Here is an 18,453-nt window from a genome sequence, read left to right as displayed (position 1 = left end):
ATAAATAATATTTATAATAATATTCTTAAAATAGTGTAAGATTCACTTAATAGATAGAGAAAAATATTAAAATATAAATATAAGTTTTTGACCTATTTACTTTATTTTAAAGTAAATGGGTTTTTATTTGGAAAGAAAAAGCACATGCCTAATAATTATTCATTGATTGTTAAACCTCTTTTACAAGAAGAACCTATCATTAATAGTAATATTTCAATTTTTAAGACTTTACAAGTAGAATCTAATACAACAATGATTTCAATAATACCTTCAATAAAAATATGAATTTTAACAGATCATGAAATAAAAGCTTTATCTAAATATCAAATTCAATCATTGCTACCAGAGCAAATACCACTTTTTACAACAGAACAAATTAAATCGTTTAGACCCAAACAAATTCAATGATTTTGATTATGACAAATTCAGTCATTTACATCTATTCAAATTGCAACATTTACATTAGAACAAATTCCGTATTTAACATATGAACAAATCCCAATTTTTACACCAGAACAAATCCTTACGTTTACACCGTTGCAAATTTCTGTATTTACGCCAGAACAAATTCCATTATTTACAACCGAACAAATCCCTGCGTTTACACCGTTACAAATTTCTGCTTTTACAAAAGAACAAATCCCAGAATTTATAGAAAAACAGATTGCAGCATTTACATTAGAACAAATTCAAATTTTTACATTAGAGCAGCGTAAATTTTTTGGAAGAAAAATAATTTCAACTTTTAATAAACAAAAAAATAATTCATCAATAATTGAACAAGTTGTATCATTTACAGCAGAACAAATTCAATCTTTTACGTTATCACAAATTCAGTCATTGATAAGAGAACAAGTTGTATCATTTACAGAAAATCAAATCAAGGCGTTTACTCCTATTCAGATTCAATCATTGACGCCTATACAAATTAGGTCATTTAATGTTACACAAATTCCATATTTTACATTTTTTCAAATTCAATCATTTATGCCTTGACAAATTCAATCCTTAACAAAAGATCAAATTCCATATTTTACATTTTTTCAAATTCAATCATTTATGCCTTGACAAATTCAATCCTTAACAAAAGATCAAATTTCAGTTTTTACAGAAGTTCAGATTCAATCATTGACAATGGAACAGATTCAGTCTTTTTGGTCATGACAAATTCAATCATTTACACCGATTCAGATTCATTCATTTACAACAGAGCAGATTAAATTTTTTACGTTATCACAAATTCAGTCATTTACGTCATTACAAATTCCTCTTTTTACAGCAGAACAAATTCCTCTTTTTACATCAGAACAAATTTCAGTTTTTACATCATCACAAATTTTACATTTTACAGAAACACAAATTTCTTCATTTTGGTCATGACAAATTCAATCATTTACACCGATTCAGATTCAGTCATTTACAACAGAGCAGATTAAATTTTTTACGTTATCACAAATTCAGTCATTGATAAGAGAACAGATTCAATCGTTGACAAAAGTACAAATTGTTTCATTGACAATTGAGCAAGTTTCACATTTAACAAAATTTCAAATTCCATTATTTACAACCGAACAAATTAAATTATTTACTTCTTGACAAATTTTACATTTTACAACGGATCAAATTAAATCTTTTACATTATTACAAATTCAATTCTTAACAGAAGAACAAGTTCCATTTTTTACAGAAAATCAGATTCAAGCATTGGCATCAATTCAAATTGAGTCATTTTTGCCGTTGCAAATTCCATATTTTACAGCAGAACAAATACCATTTTTTACAGCAGCACAAATTCAAGAATTAACAGTTGAGCAAGTTCCGACATTAACAAGAGAACAAATTGTGTCATTAACAAAACCACAAATTCAAGCATTGACACTATTACAAATTCCAATAATTACACCAGCACAAATTCAAATATTTGTATCTACACAAATTATTTTGTTTAGGCCATTACAAGTTTCAGTATTTACATCTACACAAATTTGTTCATTGATAATTGAGCAAGTAGCAGCATTTACAAGAGAACAAATTGCATCATTTTTGCCGTTGCAAGTTCAGTCTTTTTGATTATGACAAATTCAGTCATTGACAGAAGACCAAATTCCAGCATTTACAAAAATACAAATTTTACATTTAACGGAAGACCAAATTCAGTCATTTTTACCAATTCAAATTGTAGCTTTTACGCCCATTCAAATTGAGTCATTTTGATTATGGCAAATTCCATTTTTTACAAAAGAGCAAATTCCAAATTTTGCAAAAGAACAGATTGCTTCATTTACATTAGATCAAATTCGTTGATTTACACTATTACAAATTCAAGTCTTTACACCAGAACAAATTCCATTTTTTACACCAGAACAAATTCCAGAATTTACATTAGATCAAATTAAATCATTGACAGAAAATCAAATTCAAGCATTGATATCATCACAAATTTCAGTTTTTACAGAAGTTCAGATTCAATCATTGACAATGGAACAGATTCAGTCTTTTTGGTCATGACAAATTCAAGCATTGACGCCTATACAAATTAGGTCATTTTTGCCTATTCAAATTAAATCATTTACATTATTACGAATTTCAAAATTTACAAAAGTACAAATTGAGTCATTTACGTCATTACAAATTCCTCTTTTTACAGCAGAACAAATTCCTCTTTTTACATCAGAACAAATTTCAGTTTTTACAGCAGAACAAATTCGTTCATTTACATCATCACAAATTTTACATTTTACAGAAACACAAATTTCTTCATTTTGGTCATGACAAATTCAATCATTTACACCGATTCAGATTCAGTCATTTACAACAGAGCAGATTAAATTTTTTACGTTATCACAAATTCAGTCATTTACGTCATTACAAATTCCTCTTTTTACAGCAGAACAAATTCCTCTTTTTACATCAGAACAAATTTCAGTTTTTACATCATCACAAATTTTACATTTTACAGAAACACAAATTTCTTCATTTTGGTCATGACAAATTCAATCATTTACACCGATTCAGATTCAGTCATTTACAACAGAGCAGATTAAATTTTTTACGTTATCACAAATTCAGTCATTGATAAGAGAACAGATTCAATCGTTGACAAAAGTACAAATTGTTTCATTGACAATTGAGCAAGTTTCACATTTAACAAAATTTCAAATTCCATTATTTACAACCGAACAAATTAAATTATTTACTTCTTGACAAATTTTACATTTTACAACGGATCAAATTAAATCTTTTACATTATTACAAATTCAATTCTTAACAGAAGAACAAGTTCCATTTTTTACAGAAAATCAGATTCAAGCATTGGCATCAATTCAAATTGAGTCATTTTTGCCGTTGCAAATTCCATATTTTACAGCAGAACAAATACCATTTTTTACAGCAGCACAAATTCAAGAATTAACAGTTGAGCAAGTTCCGACATTAACAAGAGAACAAATTGTGTCATTAACAAAACCACAAATTCAAGCATTGACACTATTACAAATTCCAATAATTACACCAGCACAAATTCAAATATTTGTATCTACACAAATTATTTTGTTTAGGCCATTACAAGTTTCAGTATTTACATCTACACAAATTTGTTCATTGATAATTGAGCAAGTAGCAGCATTTACAAGAGAACAAATTGCATCATTTTTGCCGTTGCAAGTTCAGTCTTTTTGATTATGACAAATTCAGTCATTGACAGAAGACCAAATTCCAGCATTTACAAAAATACAAATTTTACATTTAACGGAAGACCAAATTCAGTCATTTTTACCAATTCAAATTGTAGCTTTTACGCCCATTCAAATTGAGTCATTTTGATTATGGCAAATTCCATTTTTTACAAAAGAGCAAATTCCAAATTTTGCAAAAGAACAGATTGCTTCATTTACATTAGATCAAATTCGTTGATTTACACTATTACAAATTCAAGTCTTTACACCAGAACAAATTCCATTTTTTACACCAGAACAAATTCCAGAATTTACATTAGATCAAATTAAATCATTGACAGAAAATCAAATTCAAGCATTGATATCATCACAAATTGAAGTTTTTGCAAAAGATCAAATTCAATCTTTTACGATTGAACAAATTAGCTGATTTTGGTCATGACAAATTCAAGTATTGACATCTATTCAAATTGCTTCATTTATAGAAAATCAAATTAAATCGTTTACGCCTATACAAATTAAATCATTGACAGAAAATCAAATTCAAGCATTGATATCATCACAAATTGAAGTTTTTGCAAAAGATCAAATTCAATCTTTTACGATTGAACAAATTAGCTGATTTTGGTCATGACAAATTCAAGTATTGACATCTATTCAAATTCCATTTTTTACAGCAGAGCAGATTCAGTTTTTTACGTTATCACAAATTCAGTCATTTTTACCAATTCAAATTGTAGCTTTTACAAAAGAGCAAATTCAATCTTTTACATTATTACAAATTAAATCATTGATAGAAAATCAAATTTCATTTTTTACGCCTTTGCAAATCCAAATCTTTACGCCAGAACAAATTCTATTTTTTACAAAAGAACAAATTTCTTGATTTACAACCGACCAAATTCAAGTTTTTACACCAGAACAAATTCCATATTTTACAAAAGAGCAGATTCAATCATTGACAATGGAACAGATTCAGTCTTTAATAGCCCAACAAATTCAAGCGTTTACAAAGGACCAAATTCCATTTTTTACAGATATGCAAATTCAATGGTTTAGAACTGACCAACGTAAATTTTTTAAAGTAATAAGAATTCCAATTATTAATAAACTAAAAACTAGTTCATTAATAATTAAAGAAAATCAAATTTTTGTAGAAGAGAAAATTGGAAAAAAAGTAGTCAATGAAGTTTAAAAAAATTTTGATTTTTAGTTATTAGTTTCTTTTTCACAACAACTTCAATATTTAGTTTATTTTATATTTTTAAAAAAAATAAAAATCAACTTACAAAAAAAGTAAATTAAAAAAAGAAGAAGACAACTTTAATGAAAATAGTTTAAATAAAATGTTAGAATCTAAAATTAATTTTATTGAACTTACAAAATCAGAAATTAACCAGGAATCTTTTAATAAAAGTAATATTAAATCATATAATAATCAAGTTTTTTATAGTAATTAAAATAATTATAGTAAATTATTTTTTCTAACTTCGAAGAGAAAGAAAAAATATAATATAAATACAATTTTTTTTGGGTACTAAGTTTTCTAAGTTTTTTTATGTTAAAATAATAAAGATTTTATTACTTTACAAGTAATAATAAGTATAAGTAATAATAAAGAAAAAATGGTGATTTACTTTATGTGAGATCGTAAAATTTTACGAAAAATTAATAAACAAGTTAAGGAAATAATTAGCCTTGATGAAACAATGAGAAAAATTAAAGATGAAGAATTAGCAAATAAAACAGTTGAATTCAGAACCAGATTGGCAGAAGGTGAGACTTTAGATGATATTTTAGTTGAAGCTTTTGCGACAATTAGAGAAGCAGCACGAAGAATTAGTGGATTACATCCATATCCTGTTCAATTAATTGGTGGTATTGTTCTTCATAATGGCGATGTTGCTGAAATGCGAACTGGTGAAGGAAAAACTTTAACTGCTGTGATGCCAATTTATTTAAATGCTTTAAGTAGTAAAGGTGTTCATGTTATTACTGTTAATGAATATTTAGCAGCAAGAGATGCCGAATTAAATCGACCAATTTTAGAATTTTTGGGAATTACTATTGGCGTTAGTCTTCGTGATCATTCTACTAATCAAAAACGTGAAGCGTATTTAAAAGATGTTACATATACAACTAATTCAGAATTAGGCTTTGATTATTTGCGTGATAATATGGTTAAGGTTTATCCAGAAAAAGTTCAACGTCAGCTTAATTATGCTATCATTGATGAGGCGGACTCTGTTTTAATTGATGAATCAAGAACACCTTTAATTATTTCTGGTGGTTCAAAAAATCGTACTCCTTTATATCAAGCATCAGATGTTTTTGCAAAAACTTTAATACCTGAAGATTATAAAATTGATTGAGAATCACGTCAAATTGCATTAACAGTAACGGGTGTTAATAAAGTTCAAAAACAGTTTAATTTAAAAAATTTATTTGATATTGATAACTCGGAATTATTTCATCATATTCAAAATGCACTTCTTGCTAATCATGTTTTCAAATTAGATGTAGAGTATGTTGTTAAAGATGGTGAAATTGTGCTAGTTGATCAGTTTACTGGTAGATTAATGCCTGGTAGAGTATATAGTGATGGACTTCACCAAGCTTTACAAGCTAAAGAAAATGTTACAATTCAACAAGAAACAACAACAGTAGCTACTATTACTTATCAAAACTTTTTCCGTTTATATAATAAACTAAGTGGTATGACAGGAACTGCTAAAACCGAAGAAGAAGAGTTTGTAAAAATTTATAATATGAGAGTAATTAAGATTCCTACTAATAAACCAATTATTCGAGAAGATAAACCCGATCATGTTTTTGCTTCATTAAATGCTAAATTTAAATCTTTAATTGCAGAAGTTAAAGAACGACATACTAAAGGACAACCAATTTTGATTGGTACTGCTAATGTTGATGTATCAGAACGAATTGCTAATATGTTAACTTTGGAAGGAATTAAGCATGAGATTTTAAATGCTAAAAATCATGCTCGTGAAGCTGATATTATTGCTAGAGCTGGTGAAAAAGGATCAATTACTTTAGCAACCAATATGGCAGGACGTGGAACAGATATTAAACTTGGTAAGGGTGTTATTGAACTTGGTGGCCTTGCTGTATTAGGTACTCAAAGAAACGAAGCACGAAGAATTGATAATCAATTACGTGGAAGAGCCGGAAGACAAGGTGATCCTGGATTTTCACGATTTTATGTTTCAATTGAAGATGATTTGATGTTACGTTTTGGTGGTGAAAAATTAAAAAAAGCTTTTGCAAGTTTAGGTGAAGACTATATTAGATCAAAAATGTTAACTAGATCAATTACTAGAGCACAACAAAAAATTGAAGGTATGAATTTTGATGCACGAAAAAACTTATTAGATTATGATAATGTTATTGCTCAGCATCGTGAAGCTACATATCATCAACGTGATAATATTTTACTTGCTGATGATTTATTAGATTTAATCAAAAATATGCACAGAACAGTAGCACGTGATTTACTAAATATTTTTAATAAAGTTGTTGGTAGAGAACAGTTTATTGATTATGATGAATTAGTTAAAGGTATTGAAAATAAATTAATTAAACCTAATGATTTAATTGCAGAAAAGTTAAATCGATTAAGTATTGAGGAAAATATTGATTTAATTGTTGAAAAATCTTATAATTTTTATCTTGAAAAAAGAGAAAAATTAAATGATGTTATTATAAAACAAATTGAAAATAGTGTTATTTTACAAACTTTTGATCAATATTGAACTAATCACATTGATGCTTTAAGCAAACTGCGTGCAGGAATCCATTTGCGTGGTTATGCGCAGTTAAATCCCTTACAAGCTTATATTGAGGAAGCTTCAAAATTATTTAATCGTATGAAAATCAATGTTGCTCATCAAGTTATTATTATGTTACATAGCATTGATCCAGAACAACATCAGGTTCGTGGTGGTCAAGATGTATTGGATACAGTATTAGCAAGTAATGTTGAAACTAAAACTAAAATTGGATAATTAATCTTTATTTAAAAAACTAAGTATTAAAATACTTAGTTTTTTAAATATGTTTTTTTTATTCTATTTGATTTTTTTCTTTATGTTTTCATGACTTCTTTTTAAATATGTTTTTATTTTTTTTACTGTCATAAGTGACTGAAGTTGTTCAATGGGGAAATTATTACCTTTAGTAACAGCATTATTATTATTCATGGGTACTAAATTTTAATATAATTAGTTCCATCTGCTGTGGTGGGACGTTCATAAATAATAGTTCAATTTAAACTTTCAATTGGATCATTAAGCTTCGGTTGTGCAATAAAATTATGTCAAAACATTAAGGCACCCGCATAATCTCGACGGTATAATTGTGGATTAAAATTATTGATAATTTCTCCTTTATTTCATACTTCTTCAATTTGTTGTGGCGTTCATATTGCTTGTTCATTATTATTATTATTATTATTTGTTGAAGAAGTTATGTTTTGATTAATTTCATTTTGTGAATATAGTGCTTTTGCTTCTAGTGACATATATTTCTTTTTTCTACTTTTTTTAATAAAGCATATACAAGAAATTATTAAAACTATAAAATAAAAAAATTCTAATCCTCATGGAATAATGAAAAATAGTTTTTTACGAATAGTTATCACAGAAGCAAATTTATAAAAAGCAGCATATCCACCAAAGGAAAAAAATAAAATTAATCCAATAATAAAAAATAATGATATTCATAACATAATTCTAGTTAATATTAGAGAAATAAAGTCATTATTTTAAAAAGATAAAAGGAAAAGCAACAATACCTAAAATTATGAAGCCAAAGCCCAATACTGCAATTGTCAGAGTTAGAAAAGTTAAATTGAATTTAAAAAATTTCTTAGTGATTAAATTATCAATAAGGATTAATAAATCAGTAGTTTTTCTTTTAAAGAAAATAATTCATAAAACTCAACTAATTATTAAAGTTATACTTGTTAATCATGAAAAAATTATAATAAGTCAATTATTATAATAGTTAATACTTTTCTTTGTTGAATAATTATCATCAACAGTTTCTTTAAATATTTTTTTCATTTTTAAAAACCTTATAATATTTTATTGTTAATCAGTTCTATTAATTTTTCTTTTTTCATAATATCTCTCCAAAACTAACTTATTATTTTTGTGTATATTTTGTTACTGTATTATTGAATGCTTGTTGATAACATTTACCACTGCAATATATAAATTTATCACGATATAAAGAGTCAAATGTATATTCTTTCTCACATGATGAAATATAGCATTTAGTTGTAATAATTGGCATAATCTAAATTAACCCCCTTTAAATTTATATTATATATTTTACATGATTTCTGTTTTATCATTTTATTAATTATTTTTTTTATATTTTAAGTGTTTTATATATTAAAATTTATATTATTTTAAATAGTGCAATAGATTTAGTTAATAAGTTATTAGTATACAATTTTATGAAAAAAGTGTTAAAAAATAATTAAAAGTATGTAAAATATATTTATCTTCTTAAACTTAAGAAGTTATTGGTAAAAATTGAGGAGGATTAATTTATGAAAAAATATTTATCATTATTAATTGCAATATCATTAATGCCGGTATTTTATTTTATTTATTAATTTAATAATAAAAAATAGTTTCAATTTAAAAATAGTTTAGTTATCGGTGAACATTTTGCAAGTACATTGATAACTTTTTATTTAATTTAAATTTAAAGATAATTGTAATGCTTTGTTTTTTATAACTTATTGTTTATTTATTTTTTTAAAAAATACTAAAATATATTTATCTTCTTAAACTTTAAGAAGTTATTGGAGAAAACTTGGAGGGTGATTAATTATGAAATCATTATTAACAACATTAAGTATTTTAACAATTACAGGTAATTTAACTAATGTTATCTTAAATACAAGTTCACAAAAAATTCAACTTTTAGATAATAAAATTCAGCAAGATACAATTTACATTGACAAAGATGGAAAACAAGTGAAAACGAGTGAAGTAGATTTATCAAATATAAATAGCAAAGAGGTTATTCAAATTGGATTTTTTCAAAATCGAGAAGGAATAATTCAAGTTGTTAAAATGCCAGTAACAATAGAAAAAGTATCTGATCAATTACCATCAGAAATTAGATCTTTGAAAAATATGTTTATGGATGTAAGAGAATTTAATCAAGATATTTCAAAATGAAATACATCAAATGTGGTAGATATGAGTTATATGTTTAGTAATGCTTCATCATTTAATCAAAATCTATCAAGTTGAAATATTGCACACGTAACAAATATGAGTTCGATGTTTGCTGGAGCAAAAAAATTTAATCAAGATATTTCAAACTGAGATGTAGTTAATGTAACAACTATGCATGCAATATTTTATGGTGCTTTATCATTTAATCAAAATTTATCTTGAAATATAATTAATGTGAGAGATATGAGTTCAATGTTTTATGGTGCTTCGTTATTTAATGGTAATATTACAAATTTACTCTATGATAATAATGTAACAAATATGAATAATATGTTTCGAAATTGTTTATCATTTAATCAAGATATTTCAAAATGAATTGTAAATGATGTTACAAGCATGCGTTGTATGTTTGCTGGAGCAGTAGCATTTAATCAAGATATTTCAAAGTGAGATACTTCAAAAGTGGTGGATATGGGTTATATGTTTTATAAAGCTTCGTTATTTAATCAAGATATTTCAAAGTGAGATACTTCAAAAGTGGTGGATATGGGTTATATGTTTTATAAAGCTTCGTTATTTAATCAAGACTTATCAAAATGAAATGTAAATGAAGTATTATGACATGGATGATTTGCTAAAAATTCAGGATTTGAAAACGATCCTAACAAATGACCCAAATTTAAAAATTAAAATTTTAAAATAATAAATATTTTTTTGTGTCATTTTATTTAATTAGTAAAGTCACTTGCTAATTAGCATCAGCAATATTTTTGCTTTAATTTGTCATTTTAATTAGATAAAATTTAATATTATTGTAAAATTAAAATAAACAATAGAGGAGTCATAATTATGGCAAGTAAATTTTATGCAGTAAAAAAAGGTAGAGTCATTGGAATATTTGAAAACTGGAATGAATGTGAAATACAAATTAGAGGTTTTGCTGGTGCTCAGTATAAAAAATTTGCAACTAAAAAAGAAGCTCAAGATTATTTAGATGATAAAATTCAAATAAAATCTGAAAATCACTATAAATATGAAGTAATAGCATATACTGATGGTAGTTTTAAAGAAGAAATTAATCAATTTTCTTATGGACTTGTTTTCTTAAATAATGACAAAAAAGATATATTTTATGAAAAATTTGATGATAAAAATTGAGCAAAATTAAGAAATGTTGCTGGAGAAATAATGGGTGCACAAAAGGCAATGCAGTTAGCTTTGGAAAATAATATAAAATCAATTTTAATTTGTCATGATTATGTTGGAATTAGTAAATGATGTACTGGTGAATGAAAAACTACTAAAGTAGAAACAAAGGCATATAAAGCATTTTATGATAAAATAGCAAAAGATGTTAATATTTATTTTAAATGAGTTAAAGGTCATAGTGGTGATATATATAATGATGAAGCAGATGCTCTTGCTTGAAAAGCATTTAATTTAAAAAAAATATCTAAACCAATAATTTAAATATTAAAAAGGTGGTAAATAACATGATTAATAAAAAAATAATATTAGCAAGTTGTTTAGGGAATATTATTGGAGGTAGTTTGTTTGCTCTTTCTGATTTATATCAAAAAAAGAGAACAAAATATTTTTGAATTTGATATTACTTCAGCTGTAACAGTGTTTTCAGGGTGTTTTGCTGGTGCTCTTTTTGGTTTTATTTCAGGTCTTTTTTGTTGTTTAAATGATGGAGAAGATAATGGTGATTATAGAGAATTTTTTGAAAGTCAACAAATCATTGATAACACTCATTCTTTTCAATCTTCAAACGAATTTGCGCCTTTATTGCAAGAATATATTTTTAAAATTAATGATGAACAATTCATTCCTAATAATAATGCAGATCTTGTTTTTAATCCTCGTTTAGTTTATTAAATATAATAAAAATTATTCAAAAAATTTAATACCTTGATCATTAATAACTTTATTAATATCAATTTTATTATTAAGGATGTCTCTAATTTTTAAATCAATAGTATTAGCACAATATAAATTAATAATTTCTCTAGTTTTATTATCGTTTAATTGAGTTGGAAAAAAGCGACTTTCAGCTTGCTCATTTTCGGTTGGGTTTAATTCACGATCTAGAAAAATCATAACATCACCTTGATCTAATGTGATACCAACATTAGTAGATTTAATGTTACATAAAATAATTTTAACTTTTTTACTTTGAAAATCACTAATAGCTTTAAGTCTTTGTTCATGATTTACTTTACCAGTAATTAATTGATGATTTAATTTATGTTTATCTAAAATGTTACTTAAAATGTTAATTCCTTTATCACTAAAACTACTATAAATAATAATTGAATCATTTTCATTATCATGTAAGTAGTCTAGTAATCAATTAAATTTTGCTCCTAATTCTTTCATTCCCTCATTAATAGGTGTTGAACAAATAGTTCTTAATTTGGTAAATATTTGTAAAAAAGTTATTTTAGATTTTTTATTATAAAATAATTCTTGTTTCATAGTTTCAAGAGTATCATAATAAATTGCAGTTTGTGCTTTGGGCATAGTTAAAATTAAATCATTTTTAATAATTTTTGGCATTTCATTACGTACATCAATTTGTTTACGCATAATTGATATTTTTTTAACTAAATAATCAAATTCTGCTGCTAGTTGTGGTTTAACATTTGGTTTTGGTATATTAATAGTTACAAAATTAGTAATACGTTTTCTAATTATTCCAAAGTAACGAGCAACAAAATCTCAATAATCAATATTTTTATATAGTTTATTATCAATAATTTTTAATATACCAAAAATATCACTAGGATGATTGTTGGCGGGAGTACCAGTTAAACAATAAACTGATGATACTTTATTTGCAACTTCCAAAATTGTTGAACTTTGTGCAGTTTTGTAGTTTCTTAAAAAATGTGCTTCATCAATAACTAATGTAAAATCAAATTTAGTTAATAATTTATTTTTTATATCATTTTTAAAAGTGTTTTTAGAAACTACTAAAATACAATTATTACTATTTTTAAATTGATTATATTTTTCTGTTCGCACTTTAGTAATATCATCTTTAATAGTAATACAATTATAGGTAGTTCATTTTTTAATTTCGGGAACCCATGTTAATAAAATAGTTGACTTAGGAACAACAAATAATATTTTATTAGTTTTCATTTCTGATAATGCTGTTAAAATGGTGGGTGTTTTACCAGTTCGCATTTCATTAAATAAGCCAAATCTTTTATTTGCTTTTAAAATTGCAACATCAACACGTTGATAATGTCTTAGTTTAGGATTACCTGGATAATCATTTAAGTTTTTTTCTTGTTGGATTTTTTTTCATGATATTAGTGAGTGCTCATATATTTGTTTTAATTTATCATTATTATTTGTATATTTAAGTAGTATTTCAAGAGCAAACGGAGTATTAAATATTTTAAATTCATTAGTATTATTGATATCAATAATACCTAGTGCATTTAAAATTTCTTTTTTATTTTTTTTCACTTTAATTGTAATATGTTTATTATTAAGACTTATGATTTCTAACATTATTAACCTACTTTAGTGTTTGTATATGATATTAAATATTATAATAAAATTAATATAAATTAAAAAATAATTTATTTTTGTTAGTAAATATTAGATTATTAATAATTTATTTTAAAAGAATTATAAGTTATTGAATTGTATATAGAAAATAGTATTAATGTATATATCATGTAAATTTATTATATTTATATACAATGTAAAAGAAAAACTAAATATAGTTTTCAATCTATTATTTTTTTAAGAAAGTAATAATTTTTTTTATATTAAATAAAAAAGAAAGGAAGAAGTTAGTGATAGAAACAATTAGAAAGGAATCAAAAATTTTTAAAGAAGAAATCAAAAAAATAGATACTGTAATAAAAACAAAACAAAATAAAATAATAGTTTTAAGGATTGAAAAACAAAAATTAGAAAAAGAAAGAAAAAAACATTTTGAACAAATTAAAAAAATAGACAAGATTATAAATATTAATGAACTTTATGAAATCCAAAAACAAATAGAAAAAAATAGAGAAGAAATATTAAAATTAAAAAATCAATTACCAAATAAACAATTACAAACAACATATATGATAAAAAAATGAAAAGAAAACATAGTAGCATTAGATGAAGAAATATCCAAAGAAATGATACGAGAAGAGAAATTAGATAGTGAAATAAGAGTATTGGAAGTTGAAGGAACAAATATAGAACAGCAAATTGAAAATTTTAATGCTCATGATTTAAATAAAAAATTAATTTTATCAAAGTTAAAATTAAAAACAGCAAGATTAGCTGTTAAGTTAGAAAGAAGAACATACAAAACAAAAAGAATATTTTGTAAAATTGCTAGAAATGAACTTGAAATAGCAAATAAATTTTTTTCAATAAAACAAGAAAATTGATGATTATGTCCAAATCTAAAATTAGAAAAAGAAGTTTTAGATGCAAGATTAAAAATAAGATTAAAATTGAAGATGGAAAATATTTGCGATTTAAATCGTAGTATGAGTAGAAGAAATTTAGATATTGCAAAAATAGATAAAAAAATTGCAAAATTAAATGTTAGTATAAATAAAAAAAATATTGAAATTAATGGTTGTCTTGCAACAGTAAGACAAATTTATAATTCACAAAGTATAAAAACACAAATAAAAATATTATTAAAATCTCCTTTTATTTGATTGAATAAACAATTTCAAAAATATAAATATGAAGTAACGTTAAATCAATATCAAGCTCAATTAGAAAAATTAGAAAAAGAAATCCAAAAATTAGAAACAGATAAAGGAGGGCGAAATTTTTCTAATAAATTTTGAGTTATTATTAGTTGTGGTCGTTTTAATAATAGTAGAAGTAATGAAATTAAACAACAAAAAATTGCAAAATTATATGAAATTAAACAAAAGATTTCTGGATTAAGAAGTCAAGCAACTATGCAATCTCAACCTTCAACATCTAGACATGCTGTATCTTGAAATGAAATGGATCCCAATCGTTGTTTCAATGAAATTGGATATAACGATAATAGGGGGTTTACTTCTTCGTTTTAATATATTATATAATGTATTTTTTCAGTTAATATTTTAAACTAAAATGTGTTATTTTTTATATTTCATCAAAAGATGAATTAATGACTTTACTTTTACATAACTTGGATAGATGGTTGATTTGAATCTGGATGATCTATCGATTCGCTTTCATTTATTAAGTTTGCATTAAATGGTTGAAAAATAAATTGTTTTATTAATTTTTTAAAACTATAATTTTGTGCTTGTTGATTAGCAAATCTTTCTATTCCTTTTATACTATTGGTTGCTATTTCTTTTGCAATTGAAATTTTTGTTCAAAATCAATCAAAATAAGAAAAAGAAAAAGAAGTAAGAGTATTTTCAAGAATTACTGTCAATAGTGTTAGTGGAAGTGCTTTTTTAATATTTTCTAAATTTATTTCTTTTTCTTCGCCATAAAGACCAGTTAATATATTTTTAAAAATTGATACAAAAAGAAGCATACTAACAGTACTACCATATTTAATAATTTTTGAAAAGTTTTGATTTTTTAAATTTTGTCATAATTTTTTAATGCAAGGTTGAGCAATTTTATCAAAAATTAATTCTTCAATTAAAATACTAATAAAAAAAATACTTATTCTTTCTATAAAAGAGATGAAGTTGAAATTTTCTTCGCTAACATATAAATATAAAAATTGATCTCAAATACTAATACCACCAATTGCTAAAGAAAAAGATAAGTATTTTCATTTATTTTTTAAAGAAATAAGTTTGTAATTTAAATACGATAAATTCATTACTGTAATACCACTAATACCACTCATTAATACATCTCAAAAATTATGATAAAGATTTTCAGGTAACTTTTCTTTATGAAAATAATTTTTAGTTTCAAATAATAATACTGATCCGAAAGCAAAATTTAAAAAAAATGTATTAGGTAAAAACATATATTTTGAATTGAAAAATTTTTTTAAAAAATTAGTTTTTTCTTTATTTATTGGTAAAAAAGTAGTTAAATCCAAGTCATTTAAATTATTATTGTATTCTCTTTCTTCTTCATTATTGTATATTTTATATTTTGTTTCAATTTTTTTATTTTCATTTAAATTTGATAATTCTAAAATAACTCTGCCATCATTTAATATAATTTCTTTCATTAAATATAATTGATTATCAATATTTGCTATTTTTTCATTTAAAATATCACCTATTATAAATTTTGTATTATATTCTCAATTACCATTAATATCTAATCTTTTCTGTGTTTTTCCACCATAACGATCATCAGTATCCCTTCAATCATTGCTAAAATTAACAATAGTATTTACTGAATCACCATCAAATAATAAACTGTTTAAATTATTATTTTCTCTTCCATTTGTTATTTGATCATCATCTAAAGTTATAATACTTTCAGTACTAGATGAATCATTATGATTTATTGACATATTTGAATTATTAATTCCATTATAATTAATATGTGCACTTGTTTCTAATAAAGGTAATTTTTCTGTATTAATCATCTTTTCATCCCCTTCAAAATAAAAAACCATTTACTTTGAAATGAAAGTAAATGGATTAAAAAACTTATATTAATTTTTATATTTATTATAAAGAAATAAAACGTATTTTACAATATATTTTTATCTGGTATTTTAAATAAAGTTTATTTAATTCATTATATTTTATTAAAATAAAATTGAATATAAACTAAAAAGCAAAAAAATATGGAAAAAAATAAAAAAGTAAAACTCTTAAAGAAGATATCATAAAGAAATGTAATCAAAAATAAATATAAAATAATGATAAAAAATCAGAAAAAAATTTCAGGCAAAGTAGTTCAAATATTAAAAATAATTTAATCATTAGATTCTTTAATATCATTAAACAATTATGTCGGTGAATTCAATCAGCATATTTTGAAATGAAATGAATTCCAATCTTTATTTTAATGAAATTGGATATAATAATGATAAAGGGTTTACTTTTTCTTTTTAATTATAAAATTATATTATCCATATTTATAATATAAAATTATGCTATATAATATAAGTTTTTAACTTATTATTTTTATTTTAGAACAAATGAGTTTTTTATGCCAAAATATGAAAAGAAAAAATATTTGAAAGTTATTCAAAATCTCATTTATGTTTAAAATTTGGTGTTTTTTTAGTTTTTGCATTCATGTACAAATAACTCATATAGACGAATTCAATATTTATTTTATAACTTTTTTTGTGTAAGATAAATAAACATTTGTTTAATCTTTTTTAAACCTACAAAATATTTTATAATTAATTCTTTATTAATTTTAAGTTTAATATAACCATCAATGTTAAATCCAAGATTTTATACAATAATTATATTTATAAAGTTGGTGATTTTTGATTTTGTGGTTTTGACAAAAAATTATCAGCAAATGAATCATACTGTTGAGCTTCAGCTAATACTTCATTTATTTTATTTTCTTCAGACTCTAATTTTCAAATTATTTTTTCTAATTCATTAATTTCTTTTTCTAATGCTGCAACTGGTTCATTTGCTTTTACTATTTCTGTTTTTTGTTTTGCTATTTTTGAAGATATTAAACTAATTTCTTTTTTTAATATCTCTTGTTCAGCTAATAGTTGTTTGTTTACTTCTTCTTGCTCGGCTAATTTTTGCGATAAGTCTTGTTTAATTTCAATCAGTGTTTTTGCTAATTTCTCTTTTGTTTTATGTTTACTCTTATCATTTAAACTTTGCAAATGATGAATTGTACTCAAAACTGATTGTAATGATAAATTTGATTGTGATTTTAAAGATCATTTTTTTAACTTTTTTTTAACACTACGAGTACCTTCGACAATACTACCAGTAGCAATAGTAATACCACTGCTAGCAATAGCAACAGGGACCGTTACTGGTATAGTTGTAGAACATAAAATAGCGATACTAGTCACCACACCCGCAATACAGCCGCCATCAATACCGATACCAACACTAGTAGGAATACTACAACTTCCACCATCTCCTCCTGAAGAACTTCCTCCTCCTAATATACAACAAGTAACAACACCAGCAGTACCCACTAAACCAGCAGCAGCACCTAAACCACCTTTGATTCCTCCTTTAAAAGCAACACCGGTTAGTTTCATCCCTTTAATAAAATTATCTCAGGTCTTAGTATTAAAATTATCTTTTATTATTTAATTTAAAATAATATTTTTTTCTAAAAATAATTGTGTTTCTATCGCTTTTAATTGATGATATTTTTTATTATTATCAACTTTCTTATTATTTAATTTTTTTAATTGTTCTACTAAAACTTTTTGTTCTTGTTCAATTTTCAGATTTTTCTCTTGTCTGATAACGATTTGTTTAGTTAATTCTTTTTCCTTTTCTTGTTTGAAACTTTGTAAATCTTTAATTTTTTGTCTTAGCATTGATTAACCTCTTTTTTTATTATTTTTAAAAATAAAAAAACTCATTTACTGTAAAAATTCAGTAAGGACTTAAAAACTATATTTAGTTTATATATATTATATAAACCAAAAT

General features: G+C 24.1%; 13 protein-coding genes. 6 read left to right on the top strand and 7 right to left on the bottom strand.

Going from position 1 to position 18,453, the window contains the following annotated elements; translation table 4 throughout:
* The first annotated feature begins 144 nt into the window (after positions 1–144).
* Both AACL05_RS07955 and secA read left to right on the top strand, forming a co-directional pair.
* Entirely contained in the window at positions 145–4,869 is a 4,725-nt protein-coding gene (locus tag AACL05_RS07955; protein ID WP_338985981.1) for a hypothetical protein, read from the top strand.
* A gap of 445 nt (positions 4,870–5,314) precedes the next feature.
* Positions 5,315–7,699, top strand: a complete 2,385-nt coding sequence (gene secA, locus AACL05_RS07950; RefSeq protein ID WP_338961276.1) for a preprotein translocase subunit SecA — start codon at positions 5,315–5,317, stop codon at positions 7,697–7,699.
* 200 nt (positions 7,700–7,899) lie between these two features.
* On the opposite strand, the gene AACL05_RS07945 is transcribed toward secA, so the two are convergent.
* The 3 genes from AACL05_RS07945 to AACL05_RS07935 form a co-directional block, all read right to left on the bottom strand.
* On the bottom strand, positions 7,900–8,421 hold the full coding sequence (locus AACL05_RS07945; RefSeq protein ID WP_338985980.1) for a hypothetical protein: 522 nt from the start codon (positions 8,419–8,421) through the stop codon (positions 7,900–7,902).
* A 31-nt stretch (positions 8,422–8,452) separates the two neighbouring features.
* Complete coding sequence (locus AACL05_RS07940; protein WP_338961274.1) at positions 8,453–8,758, bottom strand: hypothetical protein; 306 nt, start codon at positions 8,756–8,758, stop codon at positions 8,453–8,455.
* Between the two features lie 82 nt (positions 8,759–8,840).
* Positions 8,841–8,990 (bottom strand): hypothetical protein, encoded by a 150-nt coding sequence (locus tag AACL05_RS07935; RefSeq protein WP_281748502.1) that lies wholly within the window; start codon positions 8,988–8,990, stop codon positions 8,841–8,843.
* A 548-nt stretch (positions 8,991–9,538) separates the two neighbouring features.
* Between AACL05_RS07935 and AACL05_RS07930 the strand changes: the two genes are divergently transcribed.
* The 3 genes from AACL05_RS07930 to AACL05_RS07920 all read left to right on the top strand — a co-directional run bounded on the left by AACL05_RS07930 (position 9,539) and on the right by AACL05_RS07920 (position 11,773).
* On the top strand, positions 9,539–10,582 hold the full coding sequence (locus AACL05_RS07930) for a BspA family leucine-rich repeat surface protein (protein ID WP_338985979.1): 1,044 nt from the start codon (positions 9,539–9,541) through the stop codon (positions 10,580–10,582).
* A 159-nt stretch (positions 10,583–10,741) separates the two neighbouring features.
* The gene (locus tag AACL05_RS07925) at positions 10,742–11,362 is read left to right on the top strand and encodes a ribonuclease H family protein (protein WP_338961272.1); all 621 of its coding nucleotides are present in this window, start codon (positions 10,742–10,744) and stop codon (positions 11,360–11,362) included.
* Between the two features lie 84 nt (positions 11,363–11,446).
* Positions 11,447–11,773 carry a hypothetical protein gene (locus AACL05_RS07920; protein ID WP_338961270.1) on the top strand — a complete coding sequence of 109 codons (327 nt, stop codon included), beginning with the start codon at positions 11,447–11,449 and terminating at the stop codon, positions 11,771–11,773.
* A gap of 12 nt (positions 11,774–11,785) precedes the next feature.
* Here AACL05_RS07920 and AACL05_RS07915 read toward each other — a convergent pair whose 3' ends face one another.
* Positions 11,786–13,420 carry a DEAD/DEAH box helicase gene (locus AACL05_RS07915; RefSeq protein ID WP_338961268.1) on the bottom strand — a complete coding sequence of 545 codons (1,635 nt, stop codon included), beginning with the start codon at positions 13,418–13,420 and terminating at the stop codon, positions 11,786–11,788.
* Between the two features lie 290 nt (positions 13,421–13,710).
* Between AACL05_RS07915 and AACL05_RS07910 the strand changes: the two genes are divergently transcribed.
* Positions 13,711–14,952, top strand: coding sequence for a hypothetical protein (locus AACL05_RS07910; RefSeq protein ID WP_338961267.1), 1,242 nt, complete (start codon positions 13,711–13,713; stop codon positions 14,950–14,952).
* A 92-nt stretch (positions 14,953–15,044) separates the two neighbouring features.
* On the opposite strand, the gene AACL05_RS07905 is transcribed toward AACL05_RS07910, so the two are convergent.
* From AACL05_RS07905 to AACL05_RS07895, 3 genes are all read right to left on the bottom strand, one after another.
* The gene (locus tag AACL05_RS07905; protein WP_338961265.1) at positions 15,045–16,439 is read right to left on the bottom strand and encodes a hypothetical protein; all 1,395 of its coding nucleotides are present in this window, start codon (positions 16,437–16,439) and stop codon (positions 15,045–15,047) included.
* Between the two features lie 843 nt (positions 16,440–17,282).
* Positions 17,283–18,053 (bottom strand): hypothetical protein, encoded by a 771-nt coding sequence (locus AACL05_RS07900; protein WP_338961264.1) that lies wholly within the window; start codon positions 18,051–18,053, stop codon positions 17,283–17,285.
* Between the two features lie 51 nt (positions 18,054–18,104).
* Positions 18,105–18,341, bottom strand: coding sequence for a hypothetical protein (locus AACL05_RS07895; protein WP_338961263.1), 237 nt, complete (start codon positions 18,339–18,341; stop codon positions 18,105–18,107).
* Positions 18,342–18,453: the final 112 nt, after the last annotated feature.

The organism is Spiroplasma endosymbiont of Thecophora atra, assembly GCF_964019735.1.
Lineage (GTDB): Bacteria > Bacillota_I > Bacilli_A > Mycoplasmatales > VBWQ01 > Spiroplasma_E > Spiroplasma_E ixodetis_A.
The sequence above is the reverse complement of the archived record's forward strand: the minus strand, read 5'-3'. Positions and strand labels throughout refer to the sequence as shown.